The 13,443-nt window shown below is 67.6% G+C and carries 16 protein-coding genes; 3 read left to right on the top strand and 13 right to left on the bottom strand.

Features of this window, described 5'->3' with window-relative positions; all coding sequences use genetic code 11:
- Positions 1-58 precede the first annotated feature (58 nt).
- The 9 genes from ACFPTO_RS11640 to ACFPTO_RS11600 all read right to left on the bottom strand — a co-directional run bounded on the left by ACFPTO_RS11640 (position 59) and on the right by ACFPTO_RS11600 (position 7,053).
- Complete coding sequence (locus ACFPTO_RS11640) at positions 59-343, bottom strand: HP0495 family protein (RefSeq protein ID WP_377711504.1); 285 nt, start codon at positions 341-343, stop codon at positions 59-61.
- Positions 340-528, bottom strand: a complete 189-nt coding sequence (locus ACFPTO_RS11635) for a hypothetical protein (protein WP_377711503.1) — start codon at positions 526-528, stop codon at positions 340-342. The genes ACFPTO_RS11640 and ACFPTO_RS11635 overlap by 4 nt, the downstream gene beginning before the upstream one ends.
- A 10-nt stretch (positions 529-538) precedes the next feature.
- A complete protein-coding gene (locus ACFPTO_RS11630) occupies positions 539-1,756 on the bottom strand; it encodes a D-alanyl-D-alanine carboxypeptidase family protein (protein WP_377711502.1) in 1,218 nt (405 codons plus the stop codon).
- A gap of 333 nt (positions 1,757-2,089) precedes the next feature.
- Positions 2,090-2,722, bottom strand: coding sequence for an alpha/beta hydrolase (locus ACFPTO_RS11625; RefSeq protein ID WP_377711501.1), 633 nt, complete (start codon positions 2,720-2,722; stop codon positions 2,090-2,092).
- A gap of 13 nt (positions 2,723-2,735) precedes the next feature.
- Complete coding sequence (locus tag ACFPTO_RS11620) at positions 2,736-3,062, bottom strand: (2Fe-2S) ferredoxin domain-containing protein (protein ID WP_296649750.1); 327 nt, start codon at positions 3,060-3,062, stop codon at positions 2,736-2,738.
- Positions 3,063-3,279: 217 nt separating this feature from the next.
- Positions 3,280-3,900, bottom strand: coding sequence for an ABC-type transport auxiliary lipoprotein family protein (locus tag ACFPTO_RS11615; protein ID WP_377711500.1), 621 nt, complete (start codon positions 3,898-3,900; stop codon positions 3,280-3,282).
- Positions 3,901-3,996: 96 nt separating this feature from the next.
- On the bottom strand, positions 3,997-4,962 hold the full coding sequence (locus ACFPTO_RS11610; protein WP_377711499.1) for an MlaD family protein: 966 nt from the start codon (positions 4,960-4,962) through the stop codon (positions 3,997-3,999).
- Positions 4,963-5,035: 73 nt separating this feature from the next.
- On the bottom strand, positions 5,036-5,923 hold the full coding sequence (locus tag ACFPTO_RS11605; RefSeq protein WP_377711498.1) for an ABC transporter ATP-binding protein: 888 nt from the start codon (positions 5,921-5,923) through the stop codon (positions 5,036-5,038).
- Entirely contained in the window at positions 5,920-7,053 is a 1,134-nt protein-coding gene (locus tag ACFPTO_RS11600) for an MlaE family ABC transporter permease (protein ID WP_377711497.1), read from the bottom strand. Before ACFPTO_RS11600 ends, ACFPTO_RS11605 begins: the two co-directional genes overlap by 4 nt.
- 168 nt (positions 7,054-7,221) lie before the next feature.
- Here ACFPTO_RS11600 and ACFPTO_RS11595 point away from each other — a divergent pair, with 168 nt between their 5' ends.
- From ACFPTO_RS11595 to ACFPTO_RS11585, 3 genes are all read left to right on the top strand, one after another.
- A complete protein-coding gene (locus ACFPTO_RS11595; protein WP_377711496.1) occupies positions 7,222-8,130 on the top strand; it encodes a biotin--[acetyl-CoA-carboxylase] ligase in 909 nt (302 codons plus the stop codon).
- Entirely contained in the window at positions 8,127-9,023 is an 897-nt protein-coding gene (locus ACFPTO_RS11590; protein ID WP_377711495.1) for a type III pantothenate kinase, read from the top strand. Before ACFPTO_RS11595 ends, ACFPTO_RS11590 begins: the two co-directional genes overlap by 4 nt.
- Positions 9,024-9,129: 106 nt before the next feature.
- A complete protein-coding gene (locus tag ACFPTO_RS11585; protein ID WP_377711494.1) occupies positions 9,130-9,369 on the top strand; it encodes a hypothetical protein in 240 nt (79 codons plus the stop codon).
- 56 nt (positions 9,370-9,425) lie between these two features.
- Here the strand turns inward: ACFPTO_RS11585 and rfaE2 are convergent, their stop codons facing one another.
- The 4 genes from rfaE2 to ACFPTO_RS11565 all read right to left on the bottom strand — a co-directional run bounded on the left by rfaE2 (position 9,426) and on the right by ACFPTO_RS11565 (position 13,417).
- The gene (gene rfaE2, locus ACFPTO_RS11580) at positions 9,426-9,911 is read right to left on the bottom strand and encodes a D-glycero-beta-D-manno-heptose 1-phosphate adenylyltransferase (RefSeq protein ID WP_377711493.1); all 486 of its coding nucleotides are present in this window, start codon (positions 9,909-9,911) and stop codon (positions 9,426-9,428) included.
- A gap of 128 nt (positions 9,912-10,039) precedes the next feature.
- Entirely contained in the window at positions 10,040-10,912 is an 873-nt protein-coding gene (locus ACFPTO_RS11575; RefSeq protein WP_377711492.1) for a ferritin family protein, read from the bottom strand.
- A gap of 498 nt (positions 10,913-11,410) precedes the next feature.
- On the bottom strand, positions 11,411-12,619 hold the full coding sequence (locus tag ACFPTO_RS11570; protein ID WP_377711491.1) for a patatin-like phospholipase family protein: 1,209 nt from the start codon (positions 12,617-12,619) through the stop codon (positions 11,411-11,413).
- Between the two features lie 57 nt (positions 12,620-12,676).
- Positions 12,677-13,417, bottom strand: a complete 741-nt coding sequence (locus tag ACFPTO_RS11565) for a PhaM family polyhydroxyalkanoate granule multifunctional regulatory protein (protein ID WP_377711490.1) — start codon at positions 13,415-13,417, stop codon at positions 12,677-12,679.
- Positions 13,418-13,443 lie beyond the last annotated feature (26 nt).

The following is a 13,443-nucleotide window of genomic DNA, read 5'->3' as shown; positions in this document are numbered from 1 at the left end:
AAGGGCCGCACGAAGCGGCCCTTGTTTCAACAGCGCTGTTCAACTGCACGCGGCGCGGTTACAGCACGATTTTCACCATCGGATGCCCCGTGAGCGCGCGATAGATATCGTCCAGATGCGTCTGGCTCGTCACGCGCACCGTCACCGTGAGGCCGGTGTAATTGCCGCCGCTCGACGGACGCGTTTCGGTTGCGGTTGCGTCGAAGCCGTTGTCGAACGTGCGGATCACCATGGCGATGGTCTGCGCGAACTCCGGGTGCGTCTTGCCCATCACCTTGATCGGGAAGTCGCACGGAAACTCGATCAGCGATTCTTTCGGATTGGCGTTCTGCGCCTCGTTCATTGTTCCACTCCTTGCAGCGATGCAGCCGCGATAGTCTGATTGCGCTGCGCGAGCGCCTCGGTGGCCGCCCGCGCCTTCGCGCGCCGGTACGCCGCGTAGTTCGCCACATAGAGCGCCGCATAAACCGGCCCCGGCTTGCCGTCGCCCACGGCGCGGCCGTCGAGCGTCAGCGAGTGAGCACTCATTACCCTGCGCTTACTTCTTGCTGACCATGAGCATCAGCGAATCCCACACGCGGCCCACGACACCGGCCTGCGGCACCGTATGGAGCGCGACCACCGGAACCTGCGCGAGCACCTTGCCGTCGGCGCCGACGAACTTCGCCGTGCCGACCTGCTGGCCGTCCGCGATCGGCGCGATCAGCGGGCTCGTGAGTTCGAGCTGCGGCTTCGCGTTGCTGACGGCGCCCTTCGGCAGCGTCACGTACTCGTCCTTCTTCACGCCGACCGAAACCGAATCCGCCTGGCCCTTGAACACGCGCGGCGTCGCGATCGCCTGGTTCGCCTTATAGATACGCGTGCTGTCGTAGGCGGAATAGCCGTAGTTCAGCATCTTCATGCTGTCCTCGACGCGGTCGTGCTCCTTGTTCTCGCCCATCATCACCGAGACGAGACGGCGCGCGCCGCCGTCGGCGAGCGGGCGCTTCGCCGACGCGATCAGGCAGTAGCCCGCGGCCTGGGTGTGGCCGGTCTTCAGACCGTCGACGGTCGGATCGATCCACAGCAGGCGGTTGCGGTTCGGCTGCTTGATGTTGTTGTACTTGAATTCCTTGACCGAGAAGATGCCGTAGTACTCGGGATAGTCGCGGATCAGGTGCGTCGAGAGCGTCGCGAGGTCGCCCGCCGTCGTGTAGTGCTGCGGATCGGGCATGCCGTTCACGTCGGCGAAGTGCGTGTGCGCCATGCCGAGCCTCTTCGCCTCGGCGTTCATCATGTTCACGAAGTTCGGCTCGGAGCCGCCGACCAGTTCGGCGAGCGCGATGGCCGCGTCGTTGCCCGACTGGATGATCATGCCGTACACGAGGTCGTGCACGGAGACCGGCTTGTTAGGCTCGATGAACATGCGCGATTCGTCGGTTTTCACGCGGCGCACGCCTTCGCTCGGCATGACGACCTGGTCCATCGAGATCTTCTTCGACTGCAGCGCCTCGAACACGAGGTAGGCGGTCATCAGCTTGGTGAGCGACGCCGGTTCGGCGCGCTCGTCGGGGTTGCCCGAAGCGAGGACCTGGTTCGCCGTGGCGTCGACGAGCACCCACGAGCGCGCGTTCACCGCGGGCGGCGGCACCTGCGCGAAGGCGCTGGCCGACGCAAGCAGCGACGCCGGCAACAGGGCGACGAGCGTGACGTTACGAACGAGCGAAGGAGAAACGAAAGCGGAGGAAGACGATTGGCCGGAGGAGAGAAAACGCATAGGTTCGTATCGGGCTGGATGAACGTTGCACGCCATGCGGCGCACAGGCTGGGAGTGCCGGTGAGCGGATGCGCGAACCCGCGAAGCCGGCGCAAAAAGGCGAGCGTTGGACCGGCTGCGCAGCAAGAAGGTTCGCGCGCGGCGCAGAGTGCGCACAAGCGGGTCGGACGGCGCCCGAGCGCGGCGAACCGCGGGCCGAGACATCCACAAAAAGAACGGCCATTATACGCGCGGCATTGCGGCATTTTTGTGCGAAACCAGACCGCGGCAAACCCGCGCGAGCGCGCGGGCCGCCAGGAAAAAACAGGGACGATTGAGGACGGCGTGCAGCAGCTAGCGCCAGGCGTCGACGATGATGCGCTTGAGGATGTGAAGCTTGCGGTGCAGGAAATGTTCCGCCCCCGGAATCACGACCACGGGCAGTTCCTGCGGGCGCGCCCATTCGAAGACGGAAAGGATCGGCACGGTGTCGTCGAGTTCGCCGTGCACGACGAGCGTGGTGTCGGGCACCGGCGCGACTTCCCAGCGGCTCGCCGCCGTGCCGACGAACACCATGCGCTCGATCGCGCCGCCCGCTTCGACGTAGCGCTTCGCGACGTGCGACAGCACGAAGGTGCCGAACGAGAAGCCTGCGAGCACGAGCGGCACGTCGGCCTGGCCCGGTTGCGCGCGCATGTACGCGATGAGTTCGAGCAGGTCGTCCTGCTCGCCGATGCCGTTGTCGTGCGTGCCTGCACTGGCGCCTACGCCGCGAAAATTCGAGCGGTACGTCGTGTAGCCGAGCTGCACGAGCGTGCGTGTGAGCGTCTGCGCGACCTTGTTGTCCATCGTGCCGCCGAAGAGCGGATGCGGGTGCGCCACGAGCGCGATGCCGCGCACCGGCGTGCCCGCATCGGGGCGGTCGAGCGCGCATTCGATTGATCCAGCCGGTCCGCCGATGGTGAACTTTTGAGTCTGTGCATTCATCGTGCGGCAGTCCTCAGCGGTCGATCTTCAGGCGCTCGACTACCTGGCCGTTCTGCAGATGCGAAACGACGATTTCCTCGATGTCGGTTTCGTCGACGTAGGTGTACCACGTGCCCTCCGGGTACACGACGATCGTCGGGCCCTCTTCGCAGCGGTCGAGGCAGCCCGCCTTGTTGATGCGCACCTTCCCCGGGCCGGCCAGGCCCAGTTCCTTCACGCGCTTTTTCGCGTATTCCTGCATCGACTGGGCGCCGCAGTTCGCGCAGCACGGGCGCTCGGCGCCGGGCTCGCGCTGGTTCAGGCAGAAAAAGACGTGGTACTTGTAGAACGAATCGGTCATGGCGTGGGGTAGCGTGGCGTAGTGTGGAACAGCGAGGAGAACGCGGCGCGGGCCGCGCGGGGCGTGACGCACGTCCGCGTGGCCCGATGTGGCCCGATGTGGCATGAGGTGACCGGATCTCGCGCGCGGTGGCGTGCGGCGTAGCGGATGCCGACGATTATAGCGAGCGTGGCGGAATCGCTCCTGCGCGCGCCCGGGCCGCTCGCGCGCGGCGACGTCACGGCGTATCGGCCAGTTGCTGGGTGCCCAGCCACGCGCCGACCTGGCCCACGAAATCGTCGCTCGCCGCCGCGAGCGCACGCACGCCGCCAGCGGCATCGGGCGAACTGGCCGGCACGCGTGCGACGAACGCGCGCTGCGCGATCACCTTGCCGCCCTGAATCAGCGTCGCGCGCGCGGTGAGCACGCCGAAGCTTTCGGTCGCGCTCGCGAACACCTGCTCGAACTGGTCGAGTTCGACCTTGAGCATCGGCGCCTGCACGGCATCGGCGCCCGAGAGCACCGTCGCATGCGCGCCGAGCGAGGTGCGCAGGCGCATCGTGAGCAGACGCGCGGGCGACATCGTCCAGCGGCTGTGCGCGTAGCGCCCCGTGCGCTGCGCATCGGTGCTCAGGCGATAGAGGATGCCGTCGTTGTCGAGCGGCGGCGGCGCGCTCACTTCGAGCACCTTGAGCGGCGGCAGTGCGCCCGCCGCCGGGGTCATGGACACCGGACCGAGATCGTAGCGGGTCTCGTTGAGCGCGAACGGACGGCCCGCGCAGGCCGCGACGAGCGCGGCGGCTGCGAGCGCCACGAGCGCCGTCAGGGCGGTGCGGCAAGAGAAAATCGAACGTGACATTGCAATTCCTTCTGGGTCGTGCGGGGACGCGCTTCGTGCATCGGAGGTCATACGGCTGCGCCTCGTGTTATGCCTCGTGTTGCGTCGCTTTCCACATCACTTTCCACCCGCAGCGGCGGGCCACGCGAAGCCCGGCTCGCCCGGCCCCGGCGTGGGCAGCGGCGCGCCGCCGAACAGCAGGCTGGTCGGACTCGTGCTGAACGTGCCCGCCGCGCGGTCCACCGAGCGCATCGCCGAGCGCACGTCGTCGGTCAGCGAATTCACGCGCGGCAGCGTGTCGTAGCCGAGGCGCGCGGACAGATCCTCGATCGACGCGTTCATCGACTGCAGCGCCGTGCCCGCCCGCTCCGCCGCCGTGCCGGCCTTGTTCAGGTTCGTCTGGAACGGGCCGTCCGGGCGGTTCACGTTCTGGATCAGCTGATTCGTCGACTGTAGCGTGCGCTGCAGATCGGCGACCGTCGCGGGCAGGCGTTGCGTCGTCGGCTCGAGCTGCTTCGCGAGTGTGTTCGCGCTGTCGGCGGCCTGGTGCAGGCTCGTGACGGCCGCCATCATCTGCTGACGATTCGGCTCGGACAGCAGTGCGTCGAGGTCGTCGGCGACGCTGTCGAGCTTGCGCAGGAGCGCCTCGCCGCGCCGTTGCAACTGATCGAGCAGGCCCGGGTGCAACGGCAGTTGCGCAACGTGCGCCTCGGAGGAACGCAGCGGCGACAGGTCCTGCCCCGTGTCGTCGAGTTGCACGAACGCAATGCCCGTCACGCCCTGCAGCGCGAGCGTGCCGAACGTCGAGCGCGTGATCGGCGCCTTCTGGTCGACGAGGATGCGGATCACGATCTGCCCCGGCTTGTGCGGATCGAAGCTGATCGAGCGCACCTTGCCGACGTCGAGACCGCGATAGCGCACGGCCGCGTCCGGGGAGAGGCCCGTCACGTTCGAGTGCGAAATCAGGTCGTACGGCACGCGCACGACGCGGTCGGCGCTGAAGAAGAACACCACCAGTGCGATCACGACCAGCAGGCCGATCGTGAACAACCCGGCCCAGAACGCATGCGGTTTGTTTTCCATCGTCAGATTCCTTCGTTGGCGGCTGCAGCCAGCCAGACCGCGCTACGTATTGCGTACTCAACCACACACTGCGTCAGCATGGACCGCCTCCCATCGAGCCGAACGCCGGCGCGAGCGCGGCGCGCGGCAGCTTCGCGCGGCGCTCGGGCGGCAGCGCCTGCAACGCGCGCCGTCCACGCATGCCCAGAAAATATTCGCGAACGAACGGATCGTCCACGCCCGCCACTTCTTCCACCGGCGCCGCAATCAGCACGCGCCGCTCGGCGAGCACCGCCACGCGCGTGGAGAGCGCGACCATCGCATCGAGGTCGTGCGTGACCAGCACGACCGTGAGCCCGAGCGCGCGGTGCAGCGTGCTGATCAGATCCACCACTTCGTCCGACGAGCGCGGGTCGAGCCCCGCCGTCGGTTCGTCGAGAAACAGCAGCTCGGGTTCGAGCACGATCGCGCGCGCGAGGCCCACGCGCTTGACCATGCCGCCCGAAAGCGCCGCCGGCATCTTCGACGCATGCTTGCACGGCAGCCCCACCATCTCCAGCTTGAGCATCACGATGTCGCGCAGCAGGTCGGCGGGCACCTTGCCCAGCTCGCGCACCGGCTGGGCGATGTTGTCGAACACCGTCAGCGAAGAAAAGAGCGCGCCGTGCTGGAACAGCATGCCCGTGCGCGTGCGCATGAGGCGCATGTCTTCGGCGCCGACCGTCGCGAGGTCCTCGCCGAACATGCGGATCGAGCCCGAACTCGGCTTTTCGAGCCCGAGGATCTGCCGCACGAGCGTCGTCTTGCCCGCGCCCGAGCCGCCGACGATCGTCACGATCTCGCCGCGCCGGATATCCAGATTCAGATGCTGGTGCACGATGTTGCGGCCGTAGCGCTTGGTGAGGTTGTGCACCTCGATCACCGGCTCGCCGATGGCGGGCAGCGGCAGATCGCGCACGGCCTCCTTGAGCGGCGTGCTCATGAGAGCCCCACGTTCTGGAACAGGATGGCGAAGACGGCATCGGCGAGGATGACGATCGTGATCGACGTGACGACCGAAGTGGTCGTGCCCTCGCCGAGGCTTTGCGAATTCGCCTTGATGCGAAAGCCGAAGTGGCAGCCGACGAGCGCGATGAGCATGCCGAACGCCACGCCCTTACCGAGGCCGATCCACAGGTTCGCCATCGGCACGACGCTCGGCAGCGACCGCGCGAAATACGACATGTCGATGCCGAGCACGAGGCTCGCCGAGAGCGCGCCGCCGAGGAGCGCGACGATGTCGGTCCAGATGACGAGCAGCGGCATCGCGACGCCGAGCGCCACGACGCGCGGCAAAATCAGGCGCAGCCCGTGCGAGATGCCCATGACGCGCATAGCGTCGAGTTCCTCGGTCACGCGCATCACGCCGATCTGCGCGGTGATGGCCGAGCCCGAGCGCCCCGCCACGAGAATCGCGGCCAGCACCGGCCCGAGTTCGCGGATCACGGAGAGGCCGAGGATGTTGACGATGTACTGGTTCGCGCCGAAGAGCCGCAACTGCTGCGCGGACAGATACGACAGCACGATGCCGATCAGGAACGCGACGAGCGCCGTGATCGGCAGCGCCCGCGCACCGGCGTTGTAGACGTTCGCGGAGATCTCGATCCACGGCATGATCTTTGGCCGGCGCAATACGCGCAGCAGGTCGAGGACCACGCGCCCGAGCATGCCGATGCCGCCGTAGAGGTGATCGAGGAACGAGAAGATCCCGAGGCCGAACTGCGTGACCGGATCGACGCGGATCACCTTCTCGACCGGTTCGCGCACCGAGTCGAGCAGCGCGATCCGGTTGAAGATGTCGCGCTGGGTGTCGGTGAGCGTGACGAGGTCGGGCGGCAGCTTGTGCCCCCAGACGCGCCAGAGCGCCTGGCCGCCGACGTGGTCCATGCGATCGACGCGCGAGAGATCCCATTGGCCGACGTGCTCTTTGGCGAGCGCGTGCAGCCGCACCGCGGCGCCGCCCAGTTCGCGATCGCGCGCAAGGGCGAGCGCGGTCCACTGGCCGGAGAGGCGAACGATCTTTCCGTGGGCACCGGCCGCGATGTCGAGGCCGGGCGGTGTCTCTTGAGTCAAGGTCGTCGAAATGACGGGAGAAGGTGAACAATCATTGTAGCGAACGCGCCCCCTTTCGGCGGTCGTGGCGCACAGGCCCGAGGGGCTTTCCCGGGGTGCTCTCTCTCTACATGCTCGCCGTCCGGCGGTAACGGTTCCGCGGCGGCGCCACCTACTACAATACCGCTCATGAACGCGAAGCCTCCTTCCCCCGCTACCCCGCCCGCCGACGACTGGCGCATCGACCGCGAGCGCGCGGTCAGGCTGTTCGGCCCGGCGGCCCACGACTGGCCCATCGAGATCGTCGAGGAAACCGGCTCGACCAACGCCGATCTGATGACACGCCTGAAGGCGCTGCCGCAGCGGCGCAACGCCCTCGCGCGGCCGATCGTGCGCGTCGCCTACCTGCAGACCGCAGGCCGTGGCCGGCGCGGACGCAGTTGGGTCGCGCAGCCCGGCGACGCGCTGCTGTTCTCGCTCGCCTGTGTGGTGCCGCGTCCGATCGACGGCCTCGCGGGCCTGAGTCTCGCGATCGGCTCGGCACTGGTCGACGGCCTGCGCACGCTGCCGGTCGCCGCGCCCGGCCAGATCGCGCTCAAGTGGCCAAACGACGTGCTGCTCGAAGGCGACAAGCTGGTCGGCATCCTTGTCGAGACCGCATGGAACACGCCGAGCGCGACGGCGGTCGTGATCGGCATCGGCACGAACGTGCGCGGCGCCGACAATCTCGCGGCGAAAGTCCACGCGCTGAACGCAGGCGCCGACGCGCCGCCCGTGCCGGGCACGACGCCCACGGCGCTCTCGCGCGTGTGGCCGAACGCGAACCTGACCGACACGCTCGCCGCCGAACTCAACGCCCTCGAATCCGCGCTGCAACGCTTCGGCCAGTCGGGCTTCGCGGCGTTTCAGGCGCGCTGGAACGCGTGCCACGCGTATGCGGGCCGCGAGGTGGTGCTGTTCGAGCAGGGCAAGGAACTGATGCGCGGCGTGGCGATTGGCGTGGACGAGCGCGGCCAGTTGCTCGTCGATACCGCGCAGGGCCGCGAAACCGTCACGACCGGCGATATCTCGCTGCGGATCGCGGACGGCGGCGCATGAAGCGCGCGCCGGGTCGTTTGCCGAATCGTTCGCCGAATCAGCCGCCGCATTCGCCACCGTATTTGCTCATCGACGCGGGCAATAGCCGGATCAAGTGGGCTGTCGCCGATGCTGCGGGCGCGCTCGCGCATGCGGGCGCGGCGAGCCACGACAGCCTGCGGGACGGCGCGCAGCCGCTTCCGGGCTGGTCGAATCTGCCTGCACCCGCCAGCGCATGGATCTCGAATGTTGCGGGCGATGCCGTCGCGCAGCGGCTCGATGCGCTCATCGAGGCACAGTGGCCGGGCCTGCCGCGCACGGTGATTCGCGCGTACGCGCAGCAATGCGGCGTGACCAATGGCTACACGACGCCCGATGCGCTCGGCAGCGACCGCTGGGCCGGCATGATCGGCGCACGCGCCGCGTTTCCAGACGAGGCGCTCCTGATCGCGACGCTCGGCACCGCCACGACGCTGGAGGCATTGCGTGCGGACGGCACGTTCGTCGGCGGACTGATCGCGCCGGGCTGGTCGCTGATGATGCGCTCGCTCGGCGAGCACACGGCGCAGTTGCCCGTGCTCAATGCGCTCGATGCGCGCGCCGCGGGCGGGCCGATGGGCGGTAACAACAGCGGTGAGAGCAGCGGTAACAGCGGTGGCGGAGCCGAAGACGCGCACCACGCCCTGCCGTTCGCCACCGATACGAAGCGCTCGATCGCGGCGGGCTGTGCGCTCGCGCAGGCGGCGCTGATCGAGCGTGCGTGGGCGGATCTGGAGCATGCGTGGCATGCCCCGGTGCGGCTGGTGGTGAGCGGCGGCGCAGCCGCCGTTGTGACAGCGGCGCTCAAGGTGCCGCATACTCGTCACGATGCGCTTGTGCTCGCGGGCCTCGCGCTGATCGCGGCGCAATCCTGAGCGCCGGGCGACGAAGGCAACGAGCGAAGGAACAAGCAACGGAACACGAGCGCCGCGCGCAATCCGCGCGGCGCGCAGATTAACGATATCGACGGAGCCTCACACGATGCTGCGCTGGCTGATCGCCATCCTGATTCTTGCCAACCTCGCCGCGTTCGCGGCCATTTCCGGCGTATTCGGCCCGACGCCTGCTTCGGGCATGCGCGTGAGCCATCCGCTGAACCGCCAGATCCATCCCGAACGGCTCACCGTGCGGCCGATCCTGGCTTCCGAATCGCTCGACGTGCCGCTGGTGGGCGGCCCCATTGCGGAACCGCCCGTGGCGGCTTCTTCACTGGTGCAGTGAGCGGCGCAATGAGCGCAGTCGGCGCACGCGGTGCGCCTGCCCTTTGGGAGCGGCGCTCAGTCTTGCTGCGCGCGCACCTTCTTGAGCAGCTTCGTCGTCGAGCGATCGTGCTCGAACGGAATCGCGAGCGCCGTTCCGCCCCAGCCGCGTACGAGCGCCGATTCGGGTAGCGCGTCCATATTGTAGTCGCCGCCCTTCACGAGCACGTCGGGACGCAGCGCCCCGATCAATTCGACCGGCGTGCGCTCGCCGAAACACACGACCCAGTCCACGCTCTCCAGCGCCGCGAGCAGCGCCATGCGATCGTTTTCCGTGTTGATCGGACGATCGTCGCCCTTGCCGAGCATGCGCACCGACGCATCGCTATTCACGCCGACAATCAGCGTCGCGCCCAGCGCCTTCGCGTCGGCGAGATAGGTCACGTGGCCGCGATGAAGGATGTCGAAGACGCCGTTGGTGAAAACCACCGGCGCGTCGAGCGTCGGGCGCAGTTGCGCGAGCGCCTCGCGCGTCGTGATCTTGCGTTCGAAGGATGCGGACATCGAAGAGAACTCGATAAAGAAAGGCCAACGAGAATGACCAACGGAAACGGCCCGGCGCGCTAACGTGCCGGGCCGTCGTGAATTCGCGCCGTGCCGCGCAAGGCCGGGCGGCGGCGCATGCTCAGGCGTCAGGCGGGTTGTTGCCCCGTGCCTTGCTCGGCCTGCAGGCGCAACGTCACTTCCTTGCGATAGCGGTTCAGTTCCTGCGCCGTGGTGAACGTGCGCTCGAACAGGATCGACAGGTTGTGCAGGATACGCTCGACGACCTTCTTTTCCCAGCCGTCGTCGAAGCGGATCTGCTCGTCGAGCCAGCGCTCGAGCCATTCCGGATCGGGCAGACGCGACTGCACCGTATCGCGCGGGAAGAGCGACTGGTTCACGTGCAGGTTGGTCGGGTGCAGCGGCTTGTCGGTGCGGCGCGCCGACGCCATCAGCACGCCGATCTTCGCGAACGCCGCGCGTGCGGCGTCGCCGAAGTTCGTGAGCGCCTTCTTCATATAGCGCAGGTAGGCGCCGCCGTGGCGCGCTTCGTCGCGCGAGATGGTTTCGTAGATGGCCTTGATGACCGGCTCCGTGTGCCATTCGGCCGCGCGGCGATACCAGTGGTTCAGGCGGATTTCGCCGCAGAAGTGCAGCATCAGCGTTTCGAGCGGCGGCGCCGGATCGAACACGAAGCGCACCGCGTGCAGCTCTTCTTCGGTCGGCGCCAGTTCCGGCTTGAAGCGGCGCAGGTACTCCATCAGCACGAGCGCATGCTTTTGCTCCTCGAAGAACCACACGCTCATGAACGCGGAAAAGTCGCTGTCGTCATGGTTGTCGCGCAGGAACATCTCGGTGGCCGGCAGCGCCGACCATTCCGTGATGGCATTCATCTTGATGGTTTGGGCCTGCTCGTCGGTGAGGAGCGATGCGTCGAATTTGTCCCAGGGAATGTCCTTCTCCATGTCCCAACGGACCGATTCGAGCGATTTGTAAAGTTCCGGATAAAGCATCGTGTTCATAGTCCCGCCCCTGATCTGCGCATAACGTGCGCATGACGATTTCGTAGCGTGCCGCGCGCTGGGCCGAACAACCCGGCGCGCAGGCGAAAGCTTTCGATTTTACGCGGTAATCAGCCGTCCAGACGCGCCCTGCAGCAGTCTCGCGCCTACGGATCAGGCGATCCGTAATGCACAGATGAAAGGTACTCTGCCGAGCTTGCGCGTCGAACCCAGACGCAGATGCCCTTCCTGGAACCCCGCTGCCGGTGCATCCGCCGGGCATGCCCACGTCGCCGGGCTTGCTTGACGCCCTTGCGTGACACCCTCGTTTGACACCCGACCAGCCGTCACCGTAAACGCCATGCGACATATTGTCGCACCACTGCCACCTGTCGTGTTCAGAACACACGCAACTTCCATTTCGAAGTGGGCACGATGTGGGCAAAAACGGGGTAAAAACGCGCCAAACAACGTCCAAAACAGCCGAAAAACCTTACATCAGCATAGCATGCGGACCTTTCAGACCCGGCGCGCGGCCTCCGGGCGGGCCGGTTCGCCACCCGCAGGAGGCTTGAGCCAGGTCAACAGCACCTCGCGCTGAGCGAGCGTGTCCCGATAGCCAAGTTCAATCAGTTCGCAGGTAAACGCCCGCTCGAACAGGAGATAGCTCGCGAATGCGGCCCCCGAAGCGCGATTGCCGCCCACGGCGCCCAGCAGCATGCGCACCGACGCGGGCAACTCCAGCAGATGCCGCGCGGCGATCAGCTCGATGCGCTTGCGCGGCGCGATGGTCAGGACGTCGACGTGATGCCAGGCGCTCTCGGGTTCGACCGTGTGCGGCAGTTGCAGCACCACGCGGTTGATGTGCTCGAGGCGCTCGATGTCGGCGCCGAGCGAATCGAGGAACACGCTCGCGAGCACCTGCTGGCCGATCTGCGCGAGCGACGGATAGACGTCGATGTCGGGGCGCGCGGCGGGCACCTCGGGCGACGGCGCGCCGGCGCCGATCACGACGATGCGCCGCGCGCCGAAGTGAATGGCGGGACTGAGCGGCGCGATCTGGCGAATCGAGCCGTCGCCGAAATATTCGTGGCGGCCGTCGAGTTCGAGGCGCACGGCGGGAAACACATACGGAATCGATGCCGACGCGAGCAGATGCGCGGGCGTGAGCGCCACCATGCGCGCCGTGCGCTGGGCGCGGCGCCAGGCGCTGATCGGCTCGCTGGCCTGATAAAAGGTCAGATGCCGCCCCGACGAATAACTGATTGCCGTGACGGCGAGCGCGTGCAGACGCCGCTCGTCGAGCATCTGTTCGATGCGGTGAAAGTTCATCGTGCGCGCGAGCAGGTGTTCGAGCGGCCCGTTGTCGAGCAGCGTGCGCGGCATGCGGCGCGCCGCGAAGCCGAAGGTGGCCCAGCCGAACGCGAGCGCCGCGAGCCAGCGCGCGCCCGCTGCGGCGACGCCCGGCCAGTCCGTGCGATAGACCTGATCGGCGGAGATGTTCGACCAGACGTCGACGAGGCGCGCCGCGCCCTGCGCGAAATGGTCAGCGTGACTCGCAATCGACGTCGCGTTGATCGCCCCGGCCGAGGTGCCGCAGATGACCGTGAACGGCATCTCGCGGCGCTCGGGCGAAGCTTCCTGCGCAAGCTCGGCAAGGGCGCGCAGCGCGCCGGCCTGGTAGGCCGCGCGTGCGCCTCCGCCCATCATCACGAGCGCAAGCCGCATGATGCCGACGCTCCCCGTGTGCGCTCTCGCGCAGGTTCAACCCGTGCGCCGCGCGCCTCACTCGGGCCGCGCCGGCGCCTTCTTCGTGCCGCGCGGCGCGGACGTCTTGCCCGCGCTGCGCTTCGCCGCGGGCTTCGCGTCGGCGTCCGCGCCCGCCTGCGTCGCTGCCGTGGCCGCTGCCGTAGCGGCTGCAGTAGCGGCCGCCTGAGCAGCCTCGGCCGCAGCCGCGGGCTGCGTCATGGCGAACTGCGCAAGCTGATTGAATTGCGACTGGAGCATGTTCCACCACCCGGAGGCGTCGAAGCCCGGCGGCGGTGCGCCGTCCGTTCCGGCCGCCTCGGCCGCGGGCGGCGGCTCGGACGCGGCCTTCGCGCCGGCGTTCGCCGAAGTGCTCGCCGACGCGTGCGACGATGCGCTCTCCGACGAGGACGACGGCGACGACATCTGCGACTGCGCGAACGCACCGAACGCGCGCAGCGTCGAAAGCGTGGCGCGCTGCACTTCGAGCGCCTGGATCGACGACTGCAGCATGCTCAGGTTCAGCTTGAGCCATTGCTCGACGGCGCGCAGATCGGTGATGCGCTTGTCCAGTTCGTCGATATTGGTGAGCGGGGCCATCATGTCGGACATCATCGACAGCGACGGCCCGAAGCCCTGCGCCATGCCCGGCTCGCTGCCCGGAAACGCGCTGCCGAACGGCGTGAGGCGCATCATCCCCCACATGCGGTCGAGCATTTCGGCGGGCGGGAAACCGGGGAAGCCCGGGAACGGGGGTACGGAGCCTGCTGGGTCGGTCATGCGGATCTCCTCGCACGGTTGGAGGT

This window comes from Paraburkholderia denitrificans, from assembly GCF_042655705.1.
In the GTDB taxonomy this organism is placed as follows: domain Bacteria; phylum Pseudomonadota; class Gammaproteobacteria; order Burkholderiales; family Burkholderiaceae; genus Paraburkholderia; species Paraburkholderia denitrificans.
Note: the sequence above shows the minus strand (reverse complement) of the source record. Positions and strands in the feature narration are given on the sequence as shown.

Excerpts from the sequence above, each read along its gene's own strand:
- ACFPTO_RS11595 (WP_377711496.1), top strand. The coding sequence starts at position 7,222 with ATGAACGCGAAGCCTCCTTCCCCCGCTACCCCGCCCGCCGACGACTGG.
- ACFPTO_RS11640 (WP_377711504.1), bottom strand. The coding sequence starts at position 343 with ATGAACGAGGCGCAGAACGCCAATCCGAAAGAATCGCTGATCGAGTTT.
- ACFPTO_RS11585 (WP_377711494.1), top strand. The coding sequence starts at position 9,130 with ATGCTGCGCTGGCTGATCGCCATCCTGATTCTTGCCAACCTCGCCGCG.
- rfaE2 (WP_377711493.1), bottom strand. The coding sequence starts at position 9,911 with ATGTCCGCATCCTTCGAACGCAAGATCACGACGCGCGAGGCGCTCGCG.
- ACFPTO_RS11570 (WP_377711491.1), bottom strand. The coding sequence starts at position 12,619 with ATGCGGCTTGCGCTCGTGATGATGGGCGGAGGCGCACGCGCGGCCTAC.
- ACFPTO_RS11605 (WP_377711498.1), bottom strand. The coding sequence starts at position 5,923 with ATGAGCACGCCGCTCAAGGAGGCCGTGCGCGATCTGCCGCTGCCCGCC.
- ACFPTO_RS11625 (WP_377711501.1), bottom strand. The coding sequence starts at position 2,722 with ATGAATGCACAGACTCAAAAGTTCACCATCGGCGGACCGGCTGGATCA.
- ACFPTO_RS11575 (WP_377711492.1), bottom strand. The coding sequence starts at position 10,912 with ATGAACACGATGCTTTATCCGGAACTTTACAAATCGCTCGAATCGGTC.
- ACFPTO_RS11565 (WP_377711490.1), bottom strand. The coding sequence starts at position 13,417 with ATGACCGACCCAGCAGGCTCCGTACCCCCGTTCCCGGGCTTCCCCGGT.
- ACFPTO_RS11590 (WP_377711495.1), top strand. The coding sequence starts at position 8,127 with ATGAAGCGCGCGCCGGGTCGTTTGCCGAATCGTTCGCCGAATCAGCCG.
- ACFPTO_RS11615 (WP_377711500.1), bottom strand. The coding sequence starts at position 3,900 with ATGTCACGTTCGATTTTCTCTTGCCGCACCGCCCTGACGGCGCTCGTG.
- ACFPTO_RS11630 (WP_377711502.1), bottom strand. The coding sequence starts at position 1,756 with ATGCGTTTTCTCTCCTCCGGCCAATCGTCTTCCTCCGCTTTCGTTTCT.
- ACFPTO_RS11620 (WP_296649750.1), bottom strand. The coding sequence starts at position 3,062 with ATGACCGATTCGTTCTACAAGTACCACGTCTTTTTCTGCCTGAACCAG.
- ACFPTO_RS11635 (WP_377711503.1), bottom strand. The coding sequence starts at position 528 with ATGAGTGCTCACTCGCTGACGCTCGACGGCCGCGCCGTGGGCGACGGC.
- ACFPTO_RS11610 (WP_377711499.1), bottom strand. The coding sequence starts at position 4,962 with ATGGAAAACAAACCGCATGCGTTCTGGGCCGGGTTGTTCACGATCGGC.